The following is a 26,885-nucleotide window of genomic DNA, read 5'->3' as shown; positions in this document are numbered from 1 at the left end:
CGCGGGCTGAGGTAAAGCGCCAGTTTTTTTGCCTCTGGCGGGGATATTTTTAGCCAGGTGAAGGATCAAGCGCTTTTTGCCATGCGTTGGGCCAGTTTAAGGGCTTCGATCATGCTGGATGGGTTGGCAATGCCTTTTCCGGCAATATCCAGCGCCGTGCCGTGATCCGGCGAGGTGCGTATGAACGGCAATCCCAGCGTGACATTCACACCCATGTCGAAATCGAGGGTCTTGATCGGGATAAGCGCCTGATCATGATACATCGCAACTGCTGCGTCGTACCTGGCGCGGGCCGCTGCGTGAAACATCGTGTCTGCAGGATGCGGGCCGGTGACCGTGTAGTCATCTTGCGGCAAGGCTTGGATCAGCGGCGCGATCCAGTCAAGCTCCTCATGTCCCATTTTGCCGCCTTCGCCTGCATGTGGATTCAAGCCAGCCACACTGATGCGAGGTTTTGAAATGCCGAATTGTGTACGCAAACCTTGGGCTGTGATCTCGATCGTTTCGCGCAAAAGATCTGGCGTCAGAGCAGCAGGAACGCGAGCCAGCGGGATGTGTATCGTGGCAGGCACCACCCTAAGTTGGTCGCTGGCCAGCATCATCACGACACGTTGCTGTCCTGCGAGGGCTGCAAGAAACTCGGTATGTCCGGGGTAAGCAAAGTCCGCGCCTTCCATCAGGGCCTTTTTATGGATCGGTGCCGTACAAAGCGCTGAGGCTCGACCGGATTGAACCATAGATACGCCGAGTTCGATCGCGTCGATGACGCTGGGCGCGTTGGCCGCAACGGGTTGGCCTGGTGTGTTGGCAGACGGAAAATCAAGTTGCAGCACAGGCAGGGCCGTCGCGCAAATCGCGGTCGCCTCAGAAAAAGCTGTGATCCTCTGAATAGGCGTACTGGCAGGAAGATGGTTGGCATCTCCAATGTAGACAAAGGGGCACGTTCCGCGTAGCTCTGCCCAGGCTTTTGCGGCGATCTCTGGGCCTATGCCTGCGGGATCGCCACAACTCAGCGCGATTGGGGCTATCATTGCTCGATGATCGTTGCGTCCGCACGCAATTGCTCGAGTAGGCTTTCGGCAAAGGCAGTCAGACGTTGCTGGGTCAGAGCATTGGCGACATCCGCGCGCGAAGTTTCCTCGCCCCGGTCCAGAGTACGTGTGCACAGCATCAGGAATTTCAGCGTCTGGCCATTGTTGCCGGTCAGCGCGGTCGAGACCTCGTTCAAGTCCAGTTTCGATAATTCGAGTGCGACATCGCGAGGGATTTCCGACGGGCTGGCTTCAATCCGTTGCAGAACGTTTTCGGGTTGGTCTTTTGCAAGGCCATAGAGATCATCGCAATTATCAACCTCTTCGCGCAGATCGGCAGCACGGGCCAATGTATCCGCGCTGCGGCCACCGGGAAGGTTGTAGATCGCGTAGTCGATTTTTGAATAGGTCGGAGTACCCGACGCAAGTTCGCGTAGGCCCCGAAGCTGAAACAGAGCGACTGCGTTTGGCAAAGAAATGGGTTGCGTTATTTCGCCATTCTTCAGACCAATGATGACCGGTTGCAGGGCGGGTGGCAGGTCGGTCAGGTTCAGCCAGTCCAACCGCCCCCCGTTGGTCCGGGTACCCGCCGCCGAATACTGCGTCGCAGCTGCCGAGAACGCATCGAATCCTTCCAGAAGCGCGATCTCTTCAGCCAACAATTCGACCTGTGCAACCGTTTGCTGATTTACGGGAATGATAACTTCGGACAGCAGAACTTGCAGCCCGCCACTGCCCGATTGACCAAGAGCGCGGTTGATCTCGTCTTCTGATGGGCGCGCCTGCGACAGGAATCTCGCGCTGATAAAGTCGCGCCACGACAGTTGGTCGGCCACAAAATCGCGGACGGTCTCGCGCGAAACACCTGCCTCGGACAGAAGCTGAAGGAACTCATCCGTCGACAAGCGACCACGGGCAGCAAATTCGTCAATGCCCAGCTGAACGGCCTCGGGGCTGGCAGATATCCCAGCCGCGCTCATGGCTTGTTTGCGCAGACGATCGTCGATCAGGGCTTGGCGAACCTCGGCGTCCGACGCTCCGGGCGCGCCAAGAACGGTCAAAAACTGCTGGCGCTGCTCAAGTTCGTACCATGTGACGATATCCTGATTGACCTTGATGGCTGGGGAAAACAGGCTCTGGGCAAGGCCCGGCGACACGCTCAGACACAACGATACGACCGCAACATATGCGACTGGCCTGATCACAGCGGATCGGATGAGATTGGAGAAACCTGAAATCAACTGCATCTTCTCTTGAACTCTTGGCCACCACCTTCAACGGAGTATCCCGTCAGGGCTACCGTAAAGCCGAATTCAGTGGAAGGCTCAATACTAGATGACGAAGTAAAACGTCTGCTGACGGTCATGTTAACCTGCACGCACTCATTCTGGTACGTAACACCCAAGCCATACCGAATGGGTTCAGACTCGCTCAGATCGTAACGGGCGACGGCTTGGGTTAGCCAGTTCTGGTCGACCCTATAGCGTCCATCCAATCGAATTTCGGATATTTCATCGTCCACGTTCTCGTCTGGGTCTGGCTCCTGCCAGATATAGCTGCCCGACAACCTAACGGTTTTTTGCTGCCAGGCCGCGCGCATTTCGGCTTTGGCAAAACTGAAATCTCCGTTCAGCAAGCCGCGGCCTGCAAGTGACCACCCATTTGCGGTTTGCAATTGACCTGCAAGCAGCAGATCCGACGATGTTCCCTGTAGACCCGATGTCAGATTGAACTCAGGGTCGGGATCTGCGCGAAACACTTGCCCGACTGTGGCCAAAGCCCGGCGTCCGTTCGCTCCATAGCGCGCCCAGTTGACACCAATGACGCCGGTTGCCCCATCTTCGCGTCGATCCGGGGCTGGAAATCGGGACAGCGACAGCAAGTTGCCCTGATCGAATTCCTGAAACGTACTTTCGTCGATTGGCACATCATTGGTCGAGACTTGTGTCCAACCGATCTGAGCAATTGGCTCCAGCACCTGCGTAGCCCCGGATTGCTCGCGCCGTGCCATGGGATAGCGCAGGGTCAACGCCGCCCGGGGGGTGGTGCGGGTTTCTTGATCAGGGAAATTGCTGTCGTGGCGGATGTTGAACGTGTCAATCGAGGCCCCGAACCGTGCGTCCGCACGCAAACCCGAGGTGAAGATCCAACTGCGCAGCCATTCCGCGTCAAAGGTTGCTCGGGCCACATCGCGACCAACGACATCCTCGTCACTTGTGCGTTCATGGGCGTGTGTAATGAAACTCAGCCGTGTTTCGCCGCCGATCGACGTCGGAAAGTGGCGTTTCTGATAGTACAGATCGAATACACGAGATGGAATTTCGTCCTGATCTTCGCTGTCGCGCAAGGTTTTGTAGTGGATAAAGCTGGTGCGGAACGCGGTGTCGCGTTTGATCCGTTCTAGCGCAACTTCGCTGCGCAGGCGGTCGAAATCGGGCAGGCCATAATCGGCCAGATAGGCGTCATCGGACGTGGTTTTAATATCGAACGTGAACCGATAGCCGTCATTCAGATTGAAAAAGCCATCTGCGAAGAAGTAACCGCGATCCTCTCCGGGCTGAAGATCGTCACGGGTATGTGCGCCCAACAAGCGAAGTCGCCCACGCTTGAACGCCTGACGATACCGATACCCCAGCGTCCGAGTTTTTGAGGACAGATAGGGCGTCAATGTCAGGTCTTTGTGGTCTCCCAGCTTGAAGAAATATGGAACCTGAACCCCCGTGCCCAACTGCGACGTTGTGCGAATCGAAGGCACCAGGAAACCAGTCGCCCGGTCCAGAGTGGGGTCAGGCAGACGCAAATAAGGGAAATAGAAGACCGGCAGGTCCAGAATTCGGAATTGTGCGCCTTCGAAATACAGTTGTCGTTCAAGCTGATCGTGGGTGACCTTGCGGGCCCTGATTTGCCACAAAGGCGGTCTGCCATCAGAACAAACATGACATGACGTGGCCGATACCTTGCTGAACTGTGTGTATCTGCCACCTGCGCGCGTAGCCTGAACCGATGCGACTTGGACCTGTTGGTCAAACACCATCCGCGCACCGATCAGCAAGCCGTTCTGAATACCGTCGTCCAGTTCAGCCGAATCCGCCAGAATCGTGGTAGAGCCGCCCTGATCAATGCGCACGGGGCCATCTAGGGTGAGTTGCCCGGTGTCCCGGTCATATGTGACCCGTTCAGCGGTAATTTTTGCATCGCCTTGAAATGCCTCGACATTACCTTCGGCGACCAGAACACGTTCGGGTGTGATGAAAATCCTGTCCGCAACCAGCAGGGCTGGCTGCTCTTCCTGCGTGGCGTCCGTAGGCGCGTTCACACCTGTTGGGGATTGTGCGTAGATCGTCGCGGGCGAGGTGATCGCGATGGCTGCCGACAACAGAAGGCTGGGAAGCAACCGCATCAGCCGTCCTCCGCGTGAAGCAAGAGACCAAGCGACAACAGTATAGCAGCGAAAGGCGGAGCCCAGGCCGCGACGATAATAGGCAATTGACCGTTTTCCCCTAAAATTTGGGCAAAGTTGCGCACGAAATAAATCGCGAATCCCAGAAGAACTGCAGATAGGACCGCAATTCCAGTGCCGCCAAATCTTACATGGCGCATGGTGAAGGCCGCGCCGATAAGAACCATCGAAACCAGAAAGAAGGGCCGCGCCAGTTGCACTTGCAACCAGACTTCATATTGCTTGGTTGAAAACCCGGCCTCGCGCAGATCCCGGATCAGCTCGGGCAGATCATAAACCGAAACGGATCCCTGCTGCCCCAATGTGTCGAGAATGCGCTGCCGTGTAAGCGATGTCGGAACTTCGAGCAGTTCGTGAACGACCGAGTTACTCTCGGGGTTTGTGTCTTCCTCGAGGGACCAGACCTTGGCATTGTCCAATACCCATTTGCCCGGCCTCAGCTCGGCATTGTCGGCCGAGACTTGCTGGGTCGGGGTTCCTTCCTGTGAGAAAGTGATGATCGTCACGTTATTTAGCTTCAGTGTTTCACCGTTGGACGTACCTTTGGCGTGAATTACGGACTGACCGTTCTGTGATCCCTGGCGTAGCCACAAGCCCTCGCTGCTGATCGAAAACGCTGACGTGCCGTTGTTGCGGTAAGAGTCGGACAGGCGATTGTATTCCTCGGATGTCGCCGCGGAGATCGGGTTCAGCAGAGCTACGGCCATGGCTCCGATCAATAGGGCCAATGCGACTGGCGCTAATAAAGACCGTATGCCTGAGCGACCAATTGCGCGGGTAACGACCAGTTCAGAACTGCGCGCCAGCCCAACGAACAGAGCGATCGTTGCAAGGATAACCAGCAAGGGCAGCATTTCGCTGATCGCAGCTGGTGTGTTCAGCAAGGTCAGATGCAGCAAGCGTCCGAATGAAAGGTTTTCGTCGTCGAACCGGCGGGCCTGTTCGATCAGGTCGATCAGAATCAGCAACGTCAGGAAAATGCCGCCGATCACCATAAAGTTCTGCAAGAAGCGGCGGGCAAAGTATCGGTCCAGGATCACGGCAGAAGCCTCGCCATTTCTGCTAAGGCGAAAAAACCACTAGCCCTCAGGTCAGAATCACAACCGTTCGCGCCTTGCCGCGACGGCATATGCCTGCCCTGTCTTGCCACTTTGTTCTCCCCCGAACCTGCCGGAATTTTTTCTGGACTGTACTGCAATTGAAGTGCGGGGAAAACTGCTATCTGGTCAAGTTGATCGGGGCGGGCTAGGTCTTGGGTCACAGATTTTCAGGAGTTCCCAATGAGCAGTCTAATCCCGATCCAGTTTCAGACTTTTGACGTGGACATGATGGCGCAAGCCGAGGGCCGAGTCGCGATCATTATTTCTGACGAAGGCAAAATGGGTCCTGCCGCGCGCCGGGCCAATCGCCTGACCCGCGGTGCTGTCGCGCGGCTGGTCGAAAGCGAACAGTTCGAAAAGGTGAAATCGGGCGAGGTGATCACGTTGGCATGGCCCGGTGGCATGGCGGCCGAGGCGCTGGATATTCTGATCCTGCCGCGCCGCCCGGATGTGGCCGAGGCCCGCAAGGCTGGTGTCGCGCTTGCGAAACTGGCCGGTGGCAAGGCGCTGCTGGTGATGGCGGCCAACCAGACCCGCTCCGAGGATCTGGCCATGGGTATCGCTCTGCGCAGTTATGAGTTCGACGCGCACAAGACCAAAGACTCTGATCCAGCCGCGACGGTCACTATTGCGCATCAGAAATCTGACGAGGTCGAAGCCGCCTTTGCGCCGCTCTATGCTATTGCCGACGGCGTGCGGATGACGCGTGATCTGACGAATGAGCCCGCCAATATCCTGACAACAACAGAATTCGCTGACCGCTTGGCCGAGATGAAGGATCTGGGCCTCGAGGTTGAGGTTCTGGAAGAAGACAAACTGGAAGAGCTGGGAATGCGCACATTACTGAGCGTCGGTCAGGGCTCGGTCAGCCCGTCGAAGGTTGTGGTGATGCAATGGAACGGTGGCGACAAGGGCGATGCCCCGCTGGCATTGGTGGGCAAGGGCGTTGTGTTCGATACCGGCGGAATTTCTTTGAAGCCCGCCGGTGGCATGGAAGACATGACCATGGATATGGGCGGCGCGGGTGTCGTCGCGGGCACCATGCGCACGCTGGCCAAGCGCAAGGCCAAGGCCAATGTGGTCGGGCTGGTGGGGTTGGTCGAGAATATGCCCTCGGGCAATGCCACGCGCCCCGGCGATGTGGTCAAGTCGATGAAGGGAGACACGGTCGAGATCATCAACACAGATGCCGAGGGTCGTTTGGTTCTGTGCGACGTGATGTGGTACGCGCAGGAGCGGTTCAGCCCCGTGGGAATGGTTGATCTGGCGACCCTGACCGGAGCGATCATCATTGGTCTGGGGCATGAGAATGCGGGCGTCTTCTCGAACAATGACACGTTCTGCGATGCCTTCCTGAAATCGGCCAAAGCCGAGGACGAGGGCGCGTGGCGGATGCCATTGGGTGCGGCATATGACAAGCAGCTTAAGTCTCGCATCGCTGATATGAAGAACGTAGGCGGGCGGCCTGCGGGCTCGATCACCGCTGCGCAGTTCCTGCAGCGTTTCGTGAAAGAGGAAACGCCGTGGATTCACCTGGATATTGCCGGTGTTGCCTCGGTGGCGTCCGAGACGTCCTATGCTCCGAAGGGTGCAACTGGCTGGGGCGTGCGCGCGTTGAGCCGTTTTGTGCAGGACAATTTCGAGTAATCGGATGGGTGCCGTCTATTTCTACCACCTGACCCGGCAGCCGCTGGAATACACGCTGCCGGTTTTGCTGGACAAGGCCCGGCAGGCCGGGTGGAAGATTGTCGTGCGGGGAACAGATCCCGCACGGATGGACTGGCTGGATGAAAAACTGTGGCTGGGACCGGATTACGGGTTCCTGCCGCATGGGCTTGCCGGTGGGCCGCACGATGCGGCGCAGCCCATTTTGCTGACGACCGGACCGGATGTGTCCAATGACCCGGCCTGCGTAATGGCGGTGGACGGTGCGCAGGTAGGGCCGGACGAAGTGAACGCTCTGGAACGGGTCTGTATACTGTTCGACGGCAATGACGAACAGGCCGTTCAGCATGCGCGCGGGCAGTGGAAGGCCCTGACCGGCGCGGGGTGTTCAGCGCAATACTGGTCCGAGGAAGCGGGCCGTTGGGAAAAGAAAGCCGAGGCTTAAGCCTTTTGCGCTAGTTTTCAGGAGATCGATACATGGAAATGAAGCCCTTGGGCCGAACAGGCGTTATGGTGACCGACCTGTGCCTCGGAACAATGACTTTTGGATCGCAGACATCCGAGGCGGACGCTCATCGCCAGATGGATATGGCGCTGGATGCTGGGATCAATTTTGTCGATGCGGCCGAAATGTATCCGGTCAACCCCATCGCCAAGGAAACCATCGGACGCACCGAAGAATACCTTGGCAACTGGAACGCAGCCAATGCTGCGCGTCGTGAGAGTTATGTTCTGGCGACCAAGCATTCGGGCGCCGGCATGGTCCATGTCCGAAACGGCGCGCCGATCACCGGTCAGTCGATCCCCGAAGCCATCGAGAATTCGCTGCGACGATTGCAGACCGATTACATCGACCTCTACCAGTTCCACTGGCCGAACCGGGGCAGCTATATGTTCCGCCAGAACTGGAACTACGCTCCGTCCGGCAAGAACACGGCCGATGTGTTGGACAATATGTCGGAATGCCTCGAGGCGCTGCAGGCGCAAGTTGATAAGGGCAATATTCGCGCTTTTGGTCTGTCGAACGAAAGTGCATGGGGTACCGCGCAGTGGCTGCGTCTGGCCGAGGCAGGCGGTGGGCCGCGGGTGGCATCGGTTCAGAACGAGTATTCATTGCTGTGTCGGCATTTCGACACTGACATGGCCGAATTGAGCGCGCATGAAGACGTTGGATTGATGGCGTTTTCGCCTCTGGCGGCAGGGTTCCTGACGGGCAAGTATCAAGAGGGCGCAGTTCCTGAGGGCTCGCGCATGTCCTTTGTGCCCGATATGGGCGGTCGCCACCGTGATCGGGTTTTTACGGCGGTGAGCGCTTATCTGGACATCGCCGAGAGACATGGATTGGACCCGGTGCATATGGCATTGGCCTGGTGCCGTACGCGCCCATTTGTGATGACGGCCATATTCGGAGCGACAACAGTCGAGCAACTTGCACATATTCTTCACGGGAAAGAGTTGAAGCTTTCCAAAGAAGTGATGCGCGAGATTGGCGATGCGCATCGGGCGCATCCCATGCCGTTCTAAAATCTTTCCAGAGGTGGATAGGGGGCTCTGCCCCCGCCGCCCGTTCCGGGCGACTCCCCCGAGATATTTTTGGCCAGATGAAGGGGGATCCGGTCAGTGATGGGTGGGGTGCGCGCGCTCTTGCCTGAGATCGCGGGCAGAAAGGCCGTGGGCGGTGCGAAAGGCGCGGGCAAAGCTGGATTGTGATCCAAAGCCAGTAGCCAGCGCCACATCCATCAACGACATGTCTGTGTCGGTGACCAGACGGCGGGCCTCGGCCAGGCGCAGCTGCAGGTAGTGGTCCTGCGGTGTGGTGTTCAGGCGCAGGCGGAATTGTTGCTGCAGGGTGCGGGGGCTAGTGCCTAGTGTTTCGGCGATATTGGCCAGCGGCAGCGGGTCATCCAGCGCAGATTGCATCAGGCTATTTGCCTTGGCCGTAAGGGCCGTGTGGCGGTGTGGCGCACCGGTACGGCTTTGCGGTTTTGCGGGGTCTGGCGCGCCGTCATAGAGGAACAGACCAGACACGCGCGCGGCAAAGCCTGCGCCGTGGCGCGCGGCGATGATGTGCAGCATCATTTCGACCGCCGGGATCGCGCCGCCTGAGGTTAGGCGGTTTTGAGAGACGGTGAAGCGGTCCGGGCGCACGTCGACCTCGGGGAAACGGGCAGCGAAATTGTCCAAGTCTTCCCAATGGGTTGTTGCGGCGTGGCCGTCCAGCAGGCCAGCTTCGGCCAGTAGCCAGGGGCCTCCGTCGATGCCGGCCATTGTGGCGCCAGTGTTTGCGACCCGGCGGAGACCAGCCAGCAGGCTGGGGGTGGCGTGGCGTGCCAGTTGGAACCCGGCAACCACAATCATCAGGTCGCAGCCTTGCAGGCGGGCCAGAGGGATGCCCGGCACGGTCAGGGCGCTGGTCAGCATCGCGGGCTGGGCCGTGGCGGTGACATAATCCCAGTCGAAGGCGGGGCGATCGGCCAGACGATTGGCTGCGCGCATGGGGTCTACAGCGGATGCAAAGCTGAGCGTATTGCAGTCGTCCAGCACCAGCACCGCCGTTTTCAGGGCGCGATGTTCGGGTTGCAGTATGTTTTTTGCGGATTTCATCAAGTTCGATTCGCATTTTGGCAAGTGTTTTCACAAGGCTGCGTCAGAGTCGCGGGCAACGCAAATCGATTGCCGGGGAGAAGTCTGGGGAAAACTCAGGGCAAAACCGGGTATAAGTTGGGGAGAACGCCATGCCTTTGGAAATGAACCGCGAGGTCTTTATCACCTGTGCCGTGACCGGCTCGGGCGGGACGCAGGATCGCAGCCCGCATGTGCCGCGCTCGCCGCAGCAGATTGCCGACAGCGCGATTGCGGCGGCTAAGGCCGGGGCGGCGGTGGTACATTGCCACGTGCGCGACCCCGAGACCGGCGCGCCCAGCCGTCGGCTGGACCTTTATCGCGAGGTGACAGACCGGATTCGCGACGCGGATGTCGATGTGGTGCTGAACCTGACCGCCGGGATGGGCGGGGATATCGTGTTCGGTGGCGTCGAGAGCCCGTTTCCGGTGGCTGTGGGCACCGACATGATCGGTGCGTCAGAGCGCGTGGCGCATATCGCGGAGTGCCTGCCCGAGATATGTACGCTGGACTGCGGCACCATGAACTTTGCCGAGGCGGACTATGTCATGACCAACACCCCCGGCGCGCTGCGGGCGATGGGGCAGATGATGACGGATATGGGTGTGAAGCCCGAGATTGAAGCTTTTGACACCGGTCATCTGTGGTTCGCCAAACAGTTGGTGAAAGAGGGAATTCTGGAGCCGAACGCTCTGGTTCAGCTGTGTATGGGCGTGCCGTGGGGCGCGCCGGATGATCTGAATACGTTCATGGCCATGGTGAACAATGTGCCTGATGACTGGACGTTCAGTGCGTTTTCCTTGGGGCGGAACCAGATGGCTTATGTGGCGGCTACTGTGCTTGCGGGCGGCAACGTGCGTGTGGGGTTGGAAGACAATCTGTGGCTGGACAAGGGTGTTCTGGCTGAGAACTGGCAGTTGGTCGAGCGTGCGGGGACCATCATTGAAAACATGGGCGCTAAGGTCATTGGGCCTGCTGAGGTACGCGAGAAGCTGGGTTTGACCAAGCGCGCGCCGGTGGCGAAGTAAGCGTGATCGGGGGCCAGCCCCCAAACCCCCGAGGTATTTTTAGCCAGATGAAGAGGCGGATCGACTTGAAAACAGCGGCAATCATTGGTGGTGGTGTGATCGGCGGCGGATGGGCCGCGCGGTTTCTACTGAACGGGTGGGATGTTCGGGTTTTTGACCCTGATCCTGAGGCGGAGCGCAAGATTGGGGAGGTTCTGGACAATGCGCGGCGTTCGTTGCCCGGGTTGAGTGATGTTCCGTTGCCACCCGAGGGTTCTCTGAGTTTCCATGAAGATATGGCCGAGGCTGTGCAGGGCGCGGAGTGGATTCAGGAAAGTGTGCCCGAGCGGTTGGATCTTAAGTTGAAGGTTTACAAAGGGTTGCAGGAGGCGTGTGATCCGGGCGCGATCATCGGCTCGTCGACCAGCGGGTTTAAGCCTTCGGAGTTGCAGGAGGGCGCGCTGCGGCCCGAACAGATTGTGGTGACGCATCCGTTCAACCCGGTGTACTTGCTGCCACTGATCGAACTGGTGCCGACAGACAAGAACCCGTCTGAGATGGTCGAGCGCGCGCAGGGGTTCCTGAAATCGGTGGGGTTCTTCCCTCTGCACATCAAAAAAGAAATCGACGCGCATATCGCTGACCGGTTCCTTGAAGCGGTTTGGCGCGAGGCGCTGTGGCTGGTCAAGGACGGCATCGCCACCACCGAAGAGGTGGATGAGGCGATCCGCATGGGATTCGGCATCCGCTGGGCGCAGATGGGTCTGTTCGAGACCTACCGCGTGGCGGGTGGCGAGGCCGGAATGCGGCACTTTATGGCTCAGTTCGGGCCGGCTTTGAAATGGCCCTGGACCAAGCTGATGGACGTACCGGAGTTCACTGATGAACTGGTCGATATGATCGCCGATCAGTCGGATGCGCAATCGGGGATGCATTCCATCCGTGAACTGGAGCGCATCCGCGACAATAACCTCGTGGGCATGATGCGCGCGCTCAAGGCGCAAAACTATGGCGCAGGGGCGGTGCTGAACCAGCATGACGCGCTGCTGAAACCAGGTGCTCTGCCGACGATGGAGGAGGCCGATCTGAGCCAACCGATCCTGACCTTGTCGCGCGCGGTGCCGCTGGATTGGACGGACTATAACGGCCACATGAATGAGGCGCGCTATCTGGAGGCCTTTGCCGCTGCCACCGACCGGTTCATGGAGATCATCGGTTGTGATGCGGACTATATCGCCTCGGGCGGCAGCTACTTCACCGCTGAGAACCACATCCGCTATGTGGATGAGGTGCATGCAGGCGCAAAGATACAGGTGCGCACGCAGATGCTGTTGGGGCAGGGCAAGAAGCTGCACGTTTTCCACAGCATGTACGAGGGCGACAAGCTGCTGGCCACGGGTGAAAGCTTTCTGCTGCATGTCAGTCTGGAAACCCGCCGTCCAAGTTCTCCGTCAGCGCAGATCGAGGCGGCCATGGCCCGTATTGCCGAGGCGCAGGCCGGGCTACCTTATCCCGAGGGCGCGGGGGCGGCGATCCGTAAACCTGCATGAGCGGGCGGGTACTGATCACAGCCGGGGCCGCGGGCGTTGGTCGGGCCATGGCCGAGGCGTTCGACGCCGTTGGCGCGCAGGTCTGGGTGGTCGATCTGGATGCCGAGGCGTTAAACGCGTGCCCAGTGCATTGGAAACGGTCGCAGGTGGATGTGGCGGACGAACCCTCGGTTACTGCCCTGTTCGCCGAGATTGCGGCGCAATGGGGTGGGCTGGATACGCTCTGCGCCAATGCCGGGATCGCCGGGCCGACGGCGTTGGTCGAGGATGTGGCGCTTGACGAATGGCGTGCCTGTCTGGCGGTCAACCTTGAGGGGGCGTTTTTATGCGCAAAATACGCCGCACCGATCCTCAAGCGTCAGGGCAGTGGGGCGATCATCATCACCTCGTCTACGGCCGGGCAATACGGATATCCCAATCGCGCGCCCTATGCGGCGGCGAAATGGGGTGTCATCGGGCTGGCCAAAACGCTGGCGATGGAGCTTGGCCCCCACGGCGTGCGTTGCAACACGATCTGCCCCGGCGCGGTCGAAGGCCCCCGGATGGAGGGCGTTCTGGCCCGCGAGGCCAACGCCAAAGGCATGACCCGCGACCAGGTATATAACGGCTATGCCGCAGGTACCTCGATGGGGCGGTTTGTCGAGGGGCGCGACATTGCCGATATGGCCGTGTTTCTGGCGTCAGACGCGGCGCGGCTGGTATCTGGGCAAGTGATCGCGGTGGACGGGCATACCGTCAACCCCGACCCCAAGATTTAGCCCTGATTGGGACCACGAATCTGGCGGATGGTCTGACGGACCGCCTGCCAATCCTGTGCCTGTTGCATATTCCCGGCAGCCTCGCATTCGCGCATCTTCTGCGCGGCTTCAGCCTCGGCTCTGTCTCCGTGGGCGGAATATAAGGCCCGTGCGTATTGGGCGGTTTGCATTGCGTCCATTCCTGTGCTCCTCCGTTCATAATCGGAATGCGAAAGGGTTCGCGCCCAGCGACGTTAGCACAGGATTGAGTTCAACGCATACTGTCACGTAATGCGCGCAGATGGCCGGAAAAATCGCGCGCAGTGACGTCGGCCTCGCGGACCAGAGTGTCAAAATGGCGGGTGAACGTTTCGATCCGGTCGCGGTCGCGGAACGCCATATAGTGGCTGCCCGCATAGAACACGCAGAGCAAGGGGCCAAAGATCGTGACTGGTGCCGAATAAAGCCTTTTTGCATCAAACAGATAGATGCGCAGGCGGGGATAGAGTTGGTCGCACAGAGCAAGTAGATGGTCGATCTGATCCTGACGTGTTTGCAGATCCAGCCCTCGGTAGTACCCGGATGCGCATGCGAAGCTTTCGATTTCAAACAAGGGCATGGCAATTTCGTAGTCCGATTGCGCCCGGCGCATCCAGGTCAACCGGTCTTCAGATGCGCCAATGGCCTGATCTGCCGTCCGCCCCAGATGTGGTGCATACTCCCATTCCAGAACGGCGCGAGTCTTTAACATATCCGGCAAAGTCGCTGGAACGTAACGGATTTTGTACCCGGCGGCCTCTTGGTGCCATTCGAAAATCCGCTCATCCACCAACGCGCGGGCGGCTTCGGTCACGGTTAACGCACCCGCCAAAAGTTCGGCCGCGCTTTCGGGTCGGTCCGAGAGCGACAGGAGCCAATCCGCCGAAACCCCAAGCGCTGACGCGCAACCACCCACCACATGTGCATTCGGCAACCGAGCTCCATCGCCGGTCAGAAGTTGCGACACGGTCGAGCGATCCACGCCGATGTTTCGTGCCAGAGCACTTTGGCTAACGTGCCGCTCCTCCATCGCGCGGGCAAGGCGGAGGCGGAATTGTGCGGCACGGTCTCGTTTGTCGATATTTTCGGACATGTGTTTGGTTTTATCACAAATGATGAATTTTGTTAATCACATTCAGAATGTTCACCACCTGCGTGATCCGTAATTCTTGAGCCATAACAAAAATATGGGTGACGGAATGGAGACACGACGCAGATCAGTCGTGAAGGCCGTATTGTGGAATGCGGTGGGCTTTGTCGTTATGAGTTTTGTGGGGTTGATCGCAACCGGATCAGCGGCGATCGGGGGCGGCTTGGCTTTGGTCAACACGGCCATCGGCCTGACGCTCTACGTGATTTACGAACGTATATGGGCAGGTATCTCATGGGGCCGCAATGTCTGAGCGTGCAGGGCCTGAATGGGGCACCTTTGCCCTTATCATTGGGTGCTATGGGGCGTGGTTGGCGATGCTGTTTTATTTGCCGGTTTGGGCCGCCGTGCCATTGGTGGGCGTTGTCGCAGCACTACATTCCTCGCTGACGCATGAAGCGATCCACGGCCACCCCTTTCGGCAAAAGGCGTTGAATGAAGCGTTGATGGCGTTGCCGTTGACGCTGTTCATTCCGTACCGTCGGTTCCGCGACCAACATCTGGCGCATCATCGTGATGCGACGTTGACCGACCCCTATGACGACCCGGAATCGAACTATCTAGACCCACAGGTCTGGGCAGGTCTGCGCGGTTGGCAGAAACGCTTGCTGGCAGTGAACAACACGTTACTAGGGCGCATCGTGCTGGGTCCGGCCATTGGCCAATTTGTGTTCATGCGAAATGAGTTACGCTGCGTTTTTGAGTCTGAAATCCTGCGTGCCTGGGGATTGCATCTATGCGGTGTTCTGATGGTGCTGTGGATTGTGTTGCTGTCGCCCATGCCAATCTGGGCCTATGTTCTGGCCGCCTATCTGGGGCTAGGCTTGGTGAAGATCCGAACCTTTCTTGAGCACCGCGCCCATGATCGGGCTTCGGCTCGTACGGTGATCATCGAAGATCGGGGGCCCTTGGCATTTCTCTTTCTTCACAACAACCTGCACGTGGTTCATCACATGAATCCAGCGGCGCCGTGGTACCGATTGCCCGCCCTTTATCGCGCAGGGCAAGACACGTACTTGGCGCGGAACGAGGCTTATGTCTATCGCTCTTACGCGCAGGTGTTTAGAGCCCATTTCCTAAGGGCCAAAGACCCAGTGCCCCATCCGCTCTGGCCAAAGGGGTAAATTGCGGCCACAAGGGGCGGTATGAGCCTCTGGATACCCGTCACCATCGCCGCCGCCTCGTTTCAGACCGTGCGGTTTATGCTGCAAAAATCACTGAGCAGCGTGAAATTGTCCGCCGCAGGTGCGACCTTTGCCAGATTTGCCTATTCGATGCCGTTGGCCGTTCTGGCGCTATGGGTCGCGCTGCGGCTCAGCGAGCTGTCTTTGCCTTCGATGCCACCTATGTTCTGGCTGTTCGCGACCATTGGCGGCACAACGCAGATCTTGGCAACCATCTGTGTGGTCGCCTTGTTCAAGCAGCGCAACTTCGCGGTCGGAATCACGTTCAAGAAAACCGAGGTGATCCAGACCGCTATCGTCGGTTTCCTCGTTCTGGGTGATCAGATTTCAGCCGGAGCGTTAGTAGCCATTCTTATGGGCCTGACTGCAGTTCTGCTGCTGTCGAAAAACCCCGGAGGGGACGGCGCGTGGTGGAAACACCTGACCAATCGCGCGTCACGGCTGGGGCTGGGGTCGGGGATTCTGTTCGCCTTTTCCTCGGTCAGCTACCGGGGCGCATCACTACAACTGGGCGAGATCGACGCATGGTTCCGCGCGCTGGTGACACTGGCTGTTGTTGTGACATTCCAATTCGTCAGCATGGGGCTGTGGCTGCTGTGGCGAGACCGCGCCGAACTGCGCGCGGTGTGGGAGACGTGGCGCACCGGCGTCTTCGTGGGCCTCACCAGTCTAAGCGGGTCGTTTTGCTGGTTCTTCGCCTTCACATTGCAGAATGCGGCTTATGTGAAGGCGCTGGGGCAGGTCGAACTGATCCTCAGCCTGTTTGCTTCGATCCTGTTCTTCCGCGAAACCATCACCCGGCGCGAGATCGCCGGGATGGCATTGCTGGGGGCTTCAATCCTGGCCCTTGTGTTGACGATTTAAGAGGCGTCCGCCTCGGCCAGCGCCGTTACGCCTGCGCGGCGTTCATCAAAGCTCAGCGCGATGAAGCTGGGCAGGTGATCACCCATGCCAACAACCGCCGGACCTGAATCGTTACGGCGGCCACGGCCACGCGGTTCTTTGTCCTTTTTGCGGTCCGAGTCCTTCTTGCGCTCTAGCTTTTTGTCGGCCTTTGCCTCATCAGTCGGCTTGGTCTTTTTCTCGCGCTTGGGCTTTTCGTCCTTGGGCTCTTCCTTGACCGGATTGTCCAGCCGGGGAATGTCCTTCTGGATCAGCTTCTCAATCGCGTCCAGCGCCTTTTCATCGCGGCCCGAGCAGATTGTGATCGCCTTGCCCTCGCGCCCCGCGCGACCTGTGCGACCGATGCGGTGCACGTAATCCTCGGCATGGCCGGGGACGTCAAAGTTGAACACATGGCTAACCGAAGGGATATCCAGCCCTCGCGCCGCCACGTCCGAGGCCACCAGCAGGCGCAGAGACCCGTCGCGGAATCCGTCCAGCGTTTTCATGCGCTGCGACTGATCCAGATCGCCGTGAATGGCGGCGGCGTTATAGCCGTATTTCTTCAGCGATTTCGCGCAGATATCCACATCCGTCTTGCGGTTGCAGAAAATGATCGCGTTGGTGCAGCCTTCACCCTCGGCGTCGATCAGCGCGCGCAGAACCTTGCGCTTGGCGCTGGCCTCGCGGTCGCGACGACCGCCCTTGAACATGACCACGCCCTGTTCGATGGTCTCGGATGCGGTGGCTTGGCGGGCAACTTCAATCCGCGCGGGGGCCGACAGGAACGTGTCGGTGATCCGCTCAATCTCGGACGCCATAGTGGCCGAGAAGAACAGGGTCTGGCGGGTGAACGGCGTCAATGAGAAGATGCGCTCGATATCAGGGATAAAGCCCATATCCAGCATCCGGTCGGCCTCATCCACCACCATGATCTGAACGCCGGTCAGCAGCAGCTTACCGCGCTCGAAATGATCCAGAAGACGGCCCGGCGTGGCGATCAGAACGTCGACGCCCCGATCAATCAGCGCCTCTTGTTCCTTGAAGCTGACGCCGCCGATCAACAGCGCTTTGGTCAGTTTCAGGTGCTTGGTGTAGGTGTCGAAGTTCTCAGCCACCTGTGCGGCCAGTTCCCGCGTCGGGCACAGCACCAGCGAGCGCGGCATCCGCGCACGGGCGCGGCCACGGGCCAGCAGGGTGATCATCGGCAGCGTGAAGCTGGCAGTTTTACCCGTTCCGGTCTGGGCGATGCCCAGCACATCCTTGCCCTCAAGCGCAGGTGGAATCGCTCCGGCCTGAATCGGGGTGGGGGTTTCGTATCCGGCTTCCTCAATGGCTTTGAGGACCTTCGGGTTCAGGTTCAGTTCGTTAAACTTTGTCATGTATGTCCGGTTTTTGCGGACACTCGACCTGGCCCGCGCGTATGAATGTGTGCCGGGCCCGGATGGCCATGCGCATCCCGCGCATTTCGGCTGAGGCGGGACATAACAAAAACGTTGGGCAGGGTCAAATGAAGAGGGTTTCAGACCCCTGTGCTCCGATACTGTGCAGATTTAATGCAACAATTCAGATGCTTCCAGGGAAGTGTTTCGCAAGCTTCCGGTCCAGATCCAGTGGCCGATGCCGGATCAACCCGTGTTGTTCAAGCCGTGCCCGCACGTCGGGGTGCGCGCCGCTGATCTCATCGAAAAACGCGCGCAAGCCGTCGATACCTTCCTCGGCTTCGATCCAGCCGAGCAGTTCGTTCATGTTCATCCCGCCTTCATCCCGCGGGACATTTGGCGTCATTCCGGGTTTGTATGACCCACGCTCAAGTCGGAACCGGTAATGCGCCAGCCAGTTCTCCCAATCCGGGGCGTGCCGGTGACAGAGCGCAGCCTCGGCAAGTTCCGCTTTGCAGATCAGGCGTTCTCCATGCTGGAACAGCCCGTGAATGCGAAAGTTGATGCCCGGCAAACCGGTGCGGGCAAAAACCTTGCCTTGCAGGTGACTTAGAAACCCACCCTTCACGAAAGACCCATAATTGGGATAGAGCGCCTGCACCGTCGCGGCGCGATCAGGTCCTGAGGGAATATAGGCTTTGTACAGGTCCTTGGCTTCGGCCACCGCCTCTTCCGGGCGGACACGGACAAAGGGGGTATCCGGTGCGACCCCGGCCAGCAGATCGGCCACCGGTCGGTAGGGCCACAGAAACTCGTCCAGATCGATATGCAGCAACCAGTCTTCGCTGGCCTTTCGATAAGTGAATGAGGCATTGGCTGTCTGGCGCACCTGATGCTTGTCGGGGCGCGCCCGCTGACGATTGGCCCAGAACCCGTCGTCGCAATTGCGGACCTCAACCTTTGGATGCCGGTTCAGGGCGTTGAAGGCCTTGGGGCAGGGCTCGTCCAGGTAGACATGCATACGATCCACCCCTAGGTCGAGGTGATAGGCCACGAAACGCAGGATGTCCGGGGCCGCCCCCCGGACCGTCGAGACAGTCCCCCAGGTCGGTTTAGCGCCCATGCGCGGCCCTTTGGCCGGTCACGTCATCATTTCCTTGGTCGCAGTCAGGGTCAGCTCGGGATAGTCCCGCACGACCCGGTCGATATCCCATTGCAGACGTGTCAGGTAGACGATGTCACCGTCATGATCATTCGCGATATGCTGCTTGTTGGCGTTGACGAATTTGTCCACTGCCAGCTTATCTCCGCTGACCCAGCGAGCGGATGTGAACTGAGACGCCTCAAACCGCACGGGCAGGCCGTATTCCATCTCAATCCGGCTAGCCAGAACCTCGAATTGCAGCGCGCCGACGACGCCGACGATAAAGCCCGACCCGATTGAAGGTTTGAACACCTTGGCCGCGCCTTCTTCGGCAAATTGCATGAGGGCCTTTTCCAGATGCTTGGCCTTCAGCGGATCGCCCGCGCGAACGGTTTGCAGCAGCTCCGGCGCAAAGGACGGAATGCCGGTGACGCGCAGCGCCTCACCCTCGGTCAGCGTATCACCGATGCGCAGCTGGCCGTGGTTGGGTATGCCGATGATATCCCCGGCCCAAGCCTCATCGGCCAGTTCCCGATCCGAGGCCAGAAATAGCACCGGGTTCGAGATTGCCATCGGTTTCTTGGACCGCACATGGGTCAGTTTCATGCCGCGTTTGAAGTGACCGCTCGCCATCCGCACAAACGCCACCCGGTCGCGGTGCTTGGGGTCCATATTGGCCTGCACCTTAAAGACAAACCCGGCCACCTTCTTTTCATCCGGCGCGATCTGGCGGGGTTCGGCCGATTGCACCTGTGGCTGCGGGCCATAGGCACCGATGCCTTCCATCAGTTCTTTCACACCGAACGAGTTGATCGCCGAGCCGAACCAGATCGGGGTCATATGGCCTTCCAAAACCGCCTGAGGGTCCAGCGCCGGTAGCAATTCGCGCGCCATCTCGACCTCTTCCAGCAGTTTTTCCAGCAGATTCTCGGGCACGTGTTCGGCTAGTTTCGGGTCATCCAGACCGTCGATCTGAATGCTCTCGGCCACTTTGTTGCGGTCGGCGCGGTCCATCAGTTCCAGCCGGTCGCGCAGCATGTCGTAGCAGCCGATGAAGTCGCGCCCCACGCCAATCGGCCACGCGGCGGGCGTGACGTCGATGGCCAGCATTTCCTGAATTTCGTCGATGATCTCGAACGTATCGCGGCTTTCGCGGTCCATCTTGTTACAGAAGGTCAGGATCGGCAGATCGCGCAGGCGGCAGACCTCGAACAGCTTCTGCGTCTGGCTTTCCACACCTTTTGCACCGTCGATCACCATCACGGCGGCGTCCACAGCCGTCAGCGTGCGATAGGTGTCTTCAGAGAAATCGCTGTGACCGGGCGTGTCCACCAGATTGAACCGGAAGGTGCCATAATCAAACGACATGGCCGAGGCGGAAACCGAGATACCACGATCCTTCTCCATCTGCATGAAGTCCGAGCGCGTGCGCCGCGCTTCGCCCTTGGCGCGTACCTGACCAGCCATCTGGATGGCGCCCCCGTACAACAGGAACTTTTCCGTCAGCGTCGTCTTACCCGCATCGGGGTGCGAGATGATCGCGAAAGTCCGACGACGGGCGATCTCGGGTGGAAGGGTGGGTTGGTTCGAGGTATCAAGCATGACCGCGCGTATAGGCGGGGAAACCCGCCGAGGCAAGACAAAGGGGGTGGTTCGAATCGAGTACCTATGGCAATAGGAACATATAGTGAACAAATAATGGAGAGTATCAATGAATTTGAACGAAATCGCCGCCGAACTGGTTGCAGGCTGCCGCGAGGACCGCGCCAAGGAAAATCTTGAAAAGCTCTATGCCGAAGATGCCGTCTCGGTCGAGGCGCAGGATTTCATGGATATGGGCCGCGAGACCCATGGCCGGGATGCCATCCGCGGCAAGCATGAATGGTGGGAAGGCGCGCATGAGGTCTCGGGCGCATCGGTGAGTGATCCGATGCCACATGGTGAGGACCGCTTTGCCGTGATCTTTGAAGTGCGGGGCAAGGTGAAGGAAACTGGCGAAGCCTTTGATATGAAAGAAGTTGGTGTCTATCACGTCGCAGATGGCAAGATCGTTCGGGAAGAGTTCTTTTACTGATCTCTAACGACTGGTTTTCCCCATCTGGCCAGTGCTAGACATGTGGGCAACAACAGATGGGGAGGATCACATGGATCTGGGTATCAAAGGAAAACGCGCGCTGGTCTGTGCCAGCAGCAAGGGTTTGGGTCTGGGCTGTGCCGAAGCTTTGGCCGAGGCCGGTGTCAATCTGGTCATGAACGCCCGCGGAGCCGAGGCGCTTGAGGCCGAGGCCGCGCGCTTGCGGGACACCTATGGCGTTGATGTTCAGACGGTGGCCTGCGACGTGACCTCGATCGAGGGGCAGGCGCAGGTGACCGACGCCGCACAGGGTGTTGATATCCTTGTGACAAATGCGGGTGGGCCGCCTCCGGGCATGTGGTCGGATTGGGAGCGTGAGGATTTCATCAAGGCCCTCGACGCCAACATGCTGACGCCGATTGCCTTCATGAAAGCACTGCTGCCGGGAATGATGGACAAGGGTTGGGGTCGTGTGGTGAATATCACCTCGCAATCGGTGCGCGCACCGATCGCTGTGCTGGGGCTGTCGAACGCGGCGCGGACTGGGTTGACCGGCTACGTCGCGGGAACCGCGCGGCAGGTAGCCCCGCAAGGGGTGACAATCAACAATCTGCTGCCGGGTATCCACGCCACCGACCGCGCGGAGTCCCTGGATAGTGCAGTTTCGCTGCAGAAAAACATATCGATGGAAGACGCCCGTGCCGAACGTGCCGCCACAATCCCGGCGCGCCGATATGGCACACGGCAGGAATTCGGGGCCGCATGCGCCTTTTTGTGTTCGCAACATGCGGGCTTTATCGTGGGCCAGAACATCCTCTTGGACGGCGGCGGAACTAACTTGACGATGTAGGCGATGGCGCAAAACTTTTCACTGAAAGACCAGCTGTTTAATGCAGAAAAGACCCGCTATCTGGCGGGGCTTTTTTCGGCAGCCGACCCCGCTTTCGAGGCAGAGGCGTTCGAGGAGCAGGTCATGTCCCGCCTGCTGGATCTGGAATTGAAAGAGCGCATGGCGTTGATAGCCGACTGCCTGCAACAGGCTTTCCCCGGCGCGCTGCCGGACATTGCGCCCACGCTGCTGCGCGCGCTGCCGCCGCCACTGGACCCGTCAAAGAAAGATGATGATTTCGGTGATTTCATCTTTGCACCCTTGGGCGATTGGGTAGTGGCCGCTGGCCTCGATCATCCCGATCTGGCCTTAGATGTGCTTGAGGAGCTGACGCAGAGGTTTTCGATGGAATGGGCCATTCGCCCGTTCCTGAACGCTCATCAGGAAACGGTATTGGAACGGATGCAGGCATGGTGCGCCCATGACAGCTATCACGTGCGCCGTCTGGTCAGCGAAGGCACCCGCCCACGTTTGCCATGGGGGCAGGCAGTGGGGTTGGAACTGACCGACCCGCTGCCTTTGCTAGATCAGTTACACAGTGATCCGACGCGATACGTGACGCGCTCGGTCGCGAACCATCTAAACGACGTCACTAAGAAAGACCCCGATCTGGTGCTGGACCGTCTGCAGCAATGGCGCGAGGGCGGGCAGGACGCAGATGAGTTGCGCTGGATGACCAGCCACACCCTGCGTGGATTGGTGAAAGCGGGACATCCCGGCGCGATGAAGATGCTGGGCTATGATCCTGACGCCGCAATCTCGGCTGACATTCAGGTGCAAGGAGATGCCCGGATCGGGGGTGCGCTGAATTTCGATGTGGCGCTCTGTGGTACCGGAGACCAGCCCGTTCTCGTGGATTATATCATTCACTTTCAACGTCCTGGCGGTAAAACCTCGGCCAAGGTGCACAAGTTGAAACAGACCGCGCTGCGGGATGGTGCGCTGACGCTAAGCAAGACCCACAAGCTCAAGGGCAATGCGACCACGTTCAAACTGGTGCCCGGCCCACACCGGCTGGAGGTTCAGGTGAACGGGCAGGTGCGCGCTGCCGTGGATTTCGACCTGCTCGGGTAACGCTTTTGTAAAATCGCACATGTGCGGATTGCGCCACGGCCCTTGCTGCTTTAGCTGATCCCCTACCAGACACAAGGGATACCTTCGATGAAGCATGAATCGGTGCAGAACTATTACGGTGACGTCCTTCAAAGCAGCGCGGATTTGCAGACTAATGCCTGCTGCACGCCCGATGACATGCCGGATCATGTGAAGAAAATTCTCTCGAAAATTCATGATGATGTGCTGACGCGTTACTATGGTTGCGGTCTAATTGCACCGCTGGATCTGGAAGGGATGAGCATCCTTGATCTGGGCTGTGGTGCCGGGCGCGACGTTTATGCGCTGTCGGCGATGGTCGGCGAAAATGGCCGCGTGGTCGGCGTGGACATGACGCCCGAACAGTTGGATGTGGCCCGCGCTCATCAAGAATACCACGCGCAGGCGTTCGGCCATGGTGCGTCAAATGTGGAATTCCACCACGGCTATATCGAAAAGCTGGACGAGCTGGACCTTGAGCCCGGTTCCTTCGACATCATCGTTTCGAACTGCGTGATCAATCTGGCCACCGATAAAGAGGCCGTTCTGCGCGGCGCGCACCGTCTGCTGAAAGATGGCGGCGAGATGTATTTCTCGGACGTCTATGCTGACCGCCGCATCCCCGCCGCAATGGCCGAGGATGAGGTTTTGTATGGGGAGTGCCTGTCGGGCGCGCTTTACTGGAATGATTTCCTGTCGATCTCGCGCAAGGCCGGGTTTACCGATCCACGCCGAGTGACGCATCGCCCGCTGACCATCGAAAATCCGGCGCTGGAAGAGCGCGTTGCGCCCTTGAGCTTCCTGTCGGCCACGTATCGTCTGTTCAAACTTCCCGAGCTGGAACCAGCTTGCGAGGATTACGGCCAAGCGGTGATCTACAAAGGCACGATCCCCCACGCGCCGCATTTGTTCGAGCTGGACGACCATCACGCGATCGAGGCGGGCAAGGTCTTTCCGGTGTGTGGCAACACCTGGATGATTCTGAAAGACACGCGATTTGCGCGCCATTTCGAGTTTATTGGCGATTTCTCAACCCATTACGGCATTTTCGAAGGCTGCGGTGGCGAAAGTCCGTTCGAAGCTACGGGTACAAACACTGGTGAGGCCGCCTCAGGCGGTTGCTGCTGATCGCTTGCGCCTGACGGGCGGGGTTGCTATCCCCGCCTAAGCCCGATGGAAATGATCGGGAAAGGCTACGGGGTCCTTCGGTGACAGTGAATTCAACTCCTCCACGTCTGGAAATCCGCAATCTGATCGCCCGGTACGAAGGGCGTGTGGTGGTGGATGACGTGTCGCTAAGTGTTCAGGCGGGGCAGGTGACGTGTCTGCTAGGGCCGTCTGGCTGCGGCAAGTCGACCACGCTGCGTATGATCGCCGGGGTCGAGATGCAGGAGTCCGGCCAGATTTATGTGGATGGCAAGCTGATCTGCGACACGGTGTTTCGTGTCCCGCCCGAGCGGCGCGAGATTGGGCTAATGTTTCAGGACTTTGCCCTGTTTCCCCATCTAAGCGTGGCCGACAACGTGGCTTTTGGTCTGAAGGGCCACAAGGACGAAAAACGCGCGCGGGTCGTGGAGCTGCTGACGAAGGTTGATCTGATGCGCTTCGTCGACAGCTATCCGCATCATCTGTCGGGCGGCGAACAACAGCGGGTCGCACTGGCGCGGGCTTTGGCGCCGCGTCCCCGGATCATGTTGATGGACGAACCGTTCTCGGGGTTGGATAACCGTTTGCGAGACGGTATCCGGGATGAGACGCTGGCGATCCTCAAAGAGGAAGACGCGGCTGTAGTTTTGGTGACGCATGAGCCGGAAGAGGCGATGCGCATGGCCGATGAGATTGCCCTGATGCGTCGTGGTAAGATCGTGCAGCAGGGCGCGCCCTATAATGTCTATACCCGGCCTGCGGACAAAGCGGCGGTGGCATTCTTCAGTGATGTCAATGTGTTGAATGCGCAAGTTAATGGGGCACTGGCGGAAACGCCATTCGGGCAGTTTCTTGCGCCGGGCGTACCTGACGGCACGGATGTTGAGATCGTCTTCCGACCGCAGCATGTCAAACTGGATTTCGACCGTAACGGCAAAGGGCCGCTGCCCACGCCGACCGATGGCGTGGCCGCGCGCGGCGTTGTCCAGCGGGCGCGCTTTCTGGGTAATGAAAGCCTGGTCGAATTTCGCATGGACTATGACGGTTCAATCCTGAAAGCCACTGTGCCGAACGTCTTTGTTCCGCAGCCGGGGCGTGTCATGTGGCTGACCATTCGCCGCGACCGGTGCTTTGTTTTCCCCGAATAATTCCTGACGTGGCAATTTAGACCCAGCTGATGCGTGAAAGCCGCAGTTTGCGTGTGCGCGTCGCTTGCCGAGGCGCGGGGCCGGGTCTATCAAGGGAAAAACGCAGGGATGGATGGGGCATATGCGTATTCTTCTGACCAACGATGACGGCATCAATGCACCGGGTCTCATCGCCCTTGAGGCGATTGCCGCCGAGCTTGCCGGGCCGGACGGAGAGATTTGGGTCGTTGCGCCCGCGTTCGAGCAATCCGGCGTCGGACATTGCATCAGTTACACGCACCCGATGATGGTCGCTAAACTGGGTGAACGCCGATACGCCGCCGAGGGCTCGCCCGCTGATTGCGTGCTGGCTGGTTTGCATGACGTGATGAAGGATGCGCCGCCAGATCTAGTGTTGTCAGGGGTAAACCGGGGCAACAACTCGGCTGAAAACACGCTGTATTCCGGGACGATCGGTGGCGCGATGGAGGCCGCTTTGCAGGGTGTCCCTGCGATTGCCTTGTCGCAATACTTTGGCCCGCGCAATTTGGGGCTGGATGACCCATTCGAGGCCGCAACGCGGTTTGGGGCCGATCTGGTGCGCAAAATCTTGGATGCGACGCCAACCGAGCAGGGCGATTATCGTCTGTTCTACAACGTAAATTTCCCGCCTGTTCCCGCGGACGAGGTTCTGGGCACTCGCGTTGCGGCCCAGGGGTATCGCCGTGACACACATTTCTCGGTCGAGCCGCACAGCTCGCCCTCGGGGCGTCGGTTCCTGTGGATCAAGGGCGGGTATCAGCACAATCCGACCGCGCCGGGGACGGATGCGGCAGTCAATCTGGCGGGTTATATTTCGGTCACACCGATGCGGGCGGATTTGACAGCGCATGACACGCTTGAGGCACTGAAGAAAATCGAATGACCGGGTTGAGCGCAGAAACAAAGATGCAGTTCCTTTTTGCCCTGCGCTCTCGCGGGGTGACGGATGCGCGCGTATTGGCAGCGATGGAGCAGATTGATCGCGGCAAGTTCGTCAAGGGTTTGTTCGCGGACCGAGCTTATGAGGACACGCCGCTGCCGATTGCTTGCGGCCAGACGATCAGTCAGCCTTCGGTCGTGGGTCTTATGACACAGGCGCTGGACGTGCGACCTCGGGATACGGTGCTCGAAATTGGGACCGGGTCGGGGTATCAGGCGGCTGTCCTGTCTAAACTGGCACGCCGGGTCTACACGGTCGAGCGACACAAGCGGCTGGTGCGCGAAACCGGCGACCTGTTCCGCGAGTTGGGCCTGACCAATGTGACCGCGATGCTGACCGATGGATCATTCGGTTTGCCTGAACAGGCTCCGTTTGATCGTATCATTGTGACTGCGGCGGCCGAGGACCCGCCAGGGCCGCTCTTGGCGCAGCTCAAAATCGGCGGTATCATGGTTTTGCCGGTGGGGCAGTCGGATACGGTTCAAACATTGATCCGGGTTCGGCGAACGGAAACCGGCTTGGACTATGATGAATTGTTGCCCGTTCGGTTTGTTCCCCTGCTTGAGGGATTGGGCAAAGACGAGGCGTAGAGGCTTTTTGAAAACCCACCGGAACCCCGGTC

At 59.1% G+C, this 26,885-nt stretch carries 26 protein-coding genes; 16 read left to right on the top strand and 10 right to left on the bottom strand.

Going from position 1 to position 26,885, the window contains the following annotated elements; genetic code table 11:
* Positions 1-65 precede the first annotated feature (65 nt).
* Genes pdxA through lptG form a run of 4 tightly spaced genes read right to left on the bottom strand, consistent with a single transcriptional unit; the run spans position 66 to position 5,531 of the window.
* Positions 66-1,031 (bottom strand): 4-hydroxythreonine-4-phosphate dehydrogenase PdxA, encoded by a 966-nt coding sequence (gene pdxA / locus ABWV79_RS02035; protein ID WP_353390172.1) that lies wholly within the window; start codon positions 1,029-1,031, stop codon positions 66-68.
* On the bottom strand, positions 1,028-2,278 hold the full coding sequence (locus tag ABWV79_RS02030; protein ID WP_353390171.1) for a peptidylprolyl isomerase: 1,251 nt from the start codon (positions 2,276-2,278) through the stop codon (positions 1,028-1,030). Before ABWV79_RS02030 ends, pdxA begins: the two co-directional genes overlap by 4 nt.
* Positions 2,269-4,431, bottom strand: coding sequence for an LPS-assembly protein LptD (locus tag ABWV79_RS02025; protein WP_353390169.1), 2,163 nt, complete (start codon positions 4,429-4,431; stop codon positions 2,269-2,271). The genes ABWV79_RS02030 and ABWV79_RS02025 overlap by 10 nt, the downstream gene beginning before the upstream one ends.
* Positions 4,431-5,531 (bottom strand): LPS export ABC transporter permease LptG, encoded by a 1,101-nt coding sequence (gene lptG, locus ABWV79_RS02020; protein WP_353390168.1) that lies wholly within the window; start codon positions 5,529-5,531, stop codon positions 4,431-4,433. Before lptG ends, ABWV79_RS02025 begins: the two co-directional genes overlap by 1 nt.
* 240 nt (positions 5,532-5,771) lie before the next feature.
* On the opposite strand from lptG, the gene ABWV79_RS02015 reads away from it, so the two are divergent.
* Genes ABWV79_RS02015 through ABWV79_RS02005 form a run of 3 tightly spaced genes read left to right on the top strand, consistent with a single transcriptional unit; the run spans position 5,772 to position 8,780 of the window.
* On the top strand, positions 5,772-7,238 hold the full coding sequence (locus tag ABWV79_RS02015; RefSeq protein WP_353390166.1) for a leucyl aminopeptidase: 1,467 nt from the start codon (positions 5,772-5,774) through the stop codon (positions 7,236-7,238).
* 4 nt (positions 7,239-7,242) lie between these two features.
* Entirely contained in the window at positions 7,243-7,701 is a 459-nt protein-coding gene (locus ABWV79_RS02010) for a DNA polymerase III subunit chi (protein ID WP_353390164.1), read from the top strand.
* Between the two features lie 32 nt (positions 7,702-7,733).
* Entirely contained in the window at positions 7,734-8,780 is a 1,047-nt protein-coding gene (locus ABWV79_RS02005; RefSeq protein WP_170752767.1) for an aldo/keto reductase, read from the top strand.
* A 93-nt stretch (positions 8,781-8,873) separates the two neighbouring features.
* Here the strand turns inward: ABWV79_RS02005 and ABWV79_RS02000 are convergent, their stop codons facing one another.
* Positions 8,874-9,860: a GlxA family transcriptional regulator gene (locus ABWV79_RS02000; protein WP_353390162.1), complete on the bottom strand. Its 987-nt coding sequence runs from the start codon at positions 9,858-9,860 to the stop codon at positions 8,874-8,876.
* A 131-nt stretch (positions 9,861-9,991) separates the two neighbouring features.
* Between ABWV79_RS02000 and bcoG the strand changes: the two genes are divergently transcribed.
* From bcoG to ABWV79_RS01985, 3 genes are all read left to right on the top strand, one after another.
* Positions 9,992-10,906 carry a 3-dehydrocarnitine:acetyl-CoA trimethylamine transferase BcoG gene (gene bcoG, locus ABWV79_RS01995; protein ID WP_353390160.1) on the top strand — a complete coding sequence of 305 codons (915 nt, stop codon included), beginning with the start codon at positions 9,992-9,994 and terminating at the stop codon, positions 10,904-10,906.
* Positions 10,907-10,971: 65 nt separating this feature from the next.
* Positions 10,972-12,435 carry a carnitine 3-dehydrogenase gene (locus ABWV79_RS01990; RefSeq protein WP_502949840.1) on the top strand — a complete coding sequence of 488 codons (1,464 nt, stop codon included), beginning with the start codon at positions 10,972-10,974 and terminating at the stop codon, positions 12,433-12,435.
* Positions 12,432-13,193 carry an SDR family oxidoreductase gene (locus ABWV79_RS01985; protein ID WP_353390156.1) on the top strand — a complete coding sequence of 254 codons (762 nt, stop codon included), beginning with the start codon at positions 12,432-12,434 and terminating at the stop codon, positions 13,191-13,193. The genes ABWV79_RS01990 and ABWV79_RS01985 overlap by 4 nt, the downstream gene beginning before the upstream one ends.
* Here the strand turns inward: ABWV79_RS01985 and ABWV79_RS01980 are convergent.
* Positions 13,190-13,372, bottom strand: a complete 183-nt coding sequence (locus tag ABWV79_RS01980; RefSeq protein WP_170354385.1) for a hypothetical protein — start codon at positions 13,370-13,372, stop codon at positions 13,190-13,192. The two genes, ABWV79_RS01985 and ABWV79_RS01980, sit on opposite strands and share 4 nt — an antisense overlap.
* A 71-nt stretch (positions 13,373-13,443) precedes the next feature.
* The gene (locus ABWV79_RS01975) at positions 13,444-14,304 is read right to left on the bottom strand and encodes a helix-turn-helix domain-containing protein (RefSeq protein WP_353390153.1); all 861 of its coding nucleotides are present in this window, start codon (positions 14,302-14,304) and stop codon (positions 13,444-13,446) included.
* A 106-nt stretch (positions 14,305-14,410) separates the two neighbouring features.
* Here ABWV79_RS01975 and ABWV79_RS01970 point away from each other — a divergent pair, with 106 nt between their 5' ends.
* The 3 genes from ABWV79_RS01970 to ABWV79_RS01960 are packed head-to-tail and all read left to right on the top strand — an operon-like array spanning position 14,411 to position 16,409.
* The gene (locus ABWV79_RS01970; RefSeq protein WP_170354383.1) at positions 14,411-14,614 is read left to right on the top strand and encodes a DUF2061 domain-containing protein; all 204 of its coding nucleotides are present in this window, start codon (positions 14,411-14,413) and stop codon (positions 14,612-14,614) included.
* Complete coding sequence (locus ABWV79_RS01965; protein WP_170354382.1) at positions 14,607-15,485, top strand: fatty acid desaturase; 879 nt, start codon at positions 14,607-14,609, stop codon at positions 15,483-15,485. Before ABWV79_RS01970 ends, ABWV79_RS01965 begins: the two co-directional genes overlap by 8 nt.
* Positions 15,486-15,506: 21 nt before the next feature.
* A complete protein-coding gene (locus ABWV79_RS01960; protein ID WP_353390151.1) occupies positions 15,507-16,409 on the top strand; it encodes an EamA family transporter in 903 nt (300 codons plus the stop codon).
* On the opposite strand, the gene ABWV79_RS01955 is transcribed toward ABWV79_RS01960, so the two are convergent.
* The 3 genes from ABWV79_RS01955 to ABWV79_RS01945 form a co-directional block, all read right to left on the bottom strand.
* Positions 16,406-17,809, bottom strand: coding sequence for a DEAD/DEAH box helicase (locus ABWV79_RS01955; protein ID WP_353390149.1), 1,404 nt, complete (start codon positions 17,807-17,809; stop codon positions 16,406-16,408). The genes ABWV79_RS01960 and ABWV79_RS01955 overlap by 4 nt on opposite strands.
* A gap of 184 nt (positions 17,810-17,993) precedes the next feature.
* The gene (locus ABWV79_RS01950) at positions 17,994-18,932 is read right to left on the bottom strand and encodes a glycosyltransferase family 2 protein (protein WP_353390147.1); all 939 of its coding nucleotides are present in this window, start codon (positions 18,930-18,932) and stop codon (positions 17,994-17,996) included.
* Between the two features lie 18 nt (positions 18,933-18,950).
* Complete coding sequence (locus ABWV79_RS01945; RefSeq protein WP_353390144.1) at positions 18,951-20,555, bottom strand: peptide chain release factor 3; 1,605 nt, start codon at positions 20,553-20,555, stop codon at positions 18,951-18,953.
* 109 nt (positions 20,556-20,664) lie between these two features.
* On the opposite strand from ABWV79_RS01945, the gene ABWV79_RS01940 reads away from it, so the two are divergent.
* The 7 genes from ABWV79_RS01940 to ABWV79_RS01910 all read left to right on the top strand — a co-directional run bounded on the left by ABWV79_RS01940 (position 20,665) and on the right by ABWV79_RS01910 (position 26,853).
* Complete coding sequence (locus ABWV79_RS01940; RefSeq protein WP_353390142.1) at positions 20,665-21,027, top strand: SnoaL-like domain-containing protein; 363 nt, start codon at positions 20,665-20,667, stop codon at positions 21,025-21,027.
* 70 nt (positions 21,028-21,097) lie between these two features.
* Positions 21,098-21,877: an SDR family oxidoreductase gene (locus ABWV79_RS01935; protein ID WP_353390139.1), complete on the top strand. Its 780-nt coding sequence runs from the start codon at positions 21,098-21,100 to the stop codon at positions 21,875-21,877.
* 3 nt (positions 21,878-21,880) lie between these two features.
* Entirely contained in the window at positions 21,881-22,990 is a 1,110-nt protein-coding gene (locus ABWV79_RS01930; protein WP_353390137.1) for a YhaZ family DNA alkylation repair protein, read from the top strand.
* Between the two features lie 87 nt (positions 22,991-23,077).
* Positions 23,078-24,136, top strand: coding sequence for a methyltransferase domain-containing protein (locus ABWV79_RS01925; RefSeq protein WP_353390135.1), 1,059 nt, complete (start codon positions 23,078-23,080; stop codon positions 24,134-24,136).
* An 80-nt stretch (positions 24,137-24,216) separates the two neighbouring features.
* Positions 24,217-25,302, top strand: a complete 1,086-nt coding sequence (locus ABWV79_RS01920) for an ABC transporter ATP-binding protein (protein WP_353390132.1) — start codon at positions 24,217-24,219, stop codon at positions 25,300-25,302.
* 121 nt (positions 25,303-25,423) lie between these two features.
* Positions 25,424-26,206 (top strand): 5'/3'-nucleotidase SurE, encoded by a 783-nt coding sequence (gene surE / locus ABWV79_RS01915; RefSeq protein ID WP_353390130.1) that lies wholly within the window; start codon positions 25,424-25,426, stop codon positions 26,204-26,206.
* Complete coding sequence (locus ABWV79_RS01910; protein WP_170752802.1) at positions 26,203-26,853, top strand: protein-L-isoaspartate(D-aspartate) O-methyltransferase; 651 nt, start codon at positions 26,203-26,205, stop codon at positions 26,851-26,853. The genes surE and ABWV79_RS01910 overlap by 4 nt, the downstream gene beginning before the upstream one ends.
* Positions 26,854-26,885 lie beyond the last annotated feature (32 nt).

This window comes from Ruegeria sp. HU-ET01832 (genome assembly GCF_040371315.1).
Classification (GTDB): domain Bacteria; phylum Pseudomonadota; class Alphaproteobacteria; order Rhodobacterales; family Rhodobacteraceae; genus Ruegeria; species Ruegeria lacuscaerulensis_A.
Note: the sequence above shows the minus strand (reverse complement) of the source record. Positions and strands in the feature narration are given on the sequence as shown.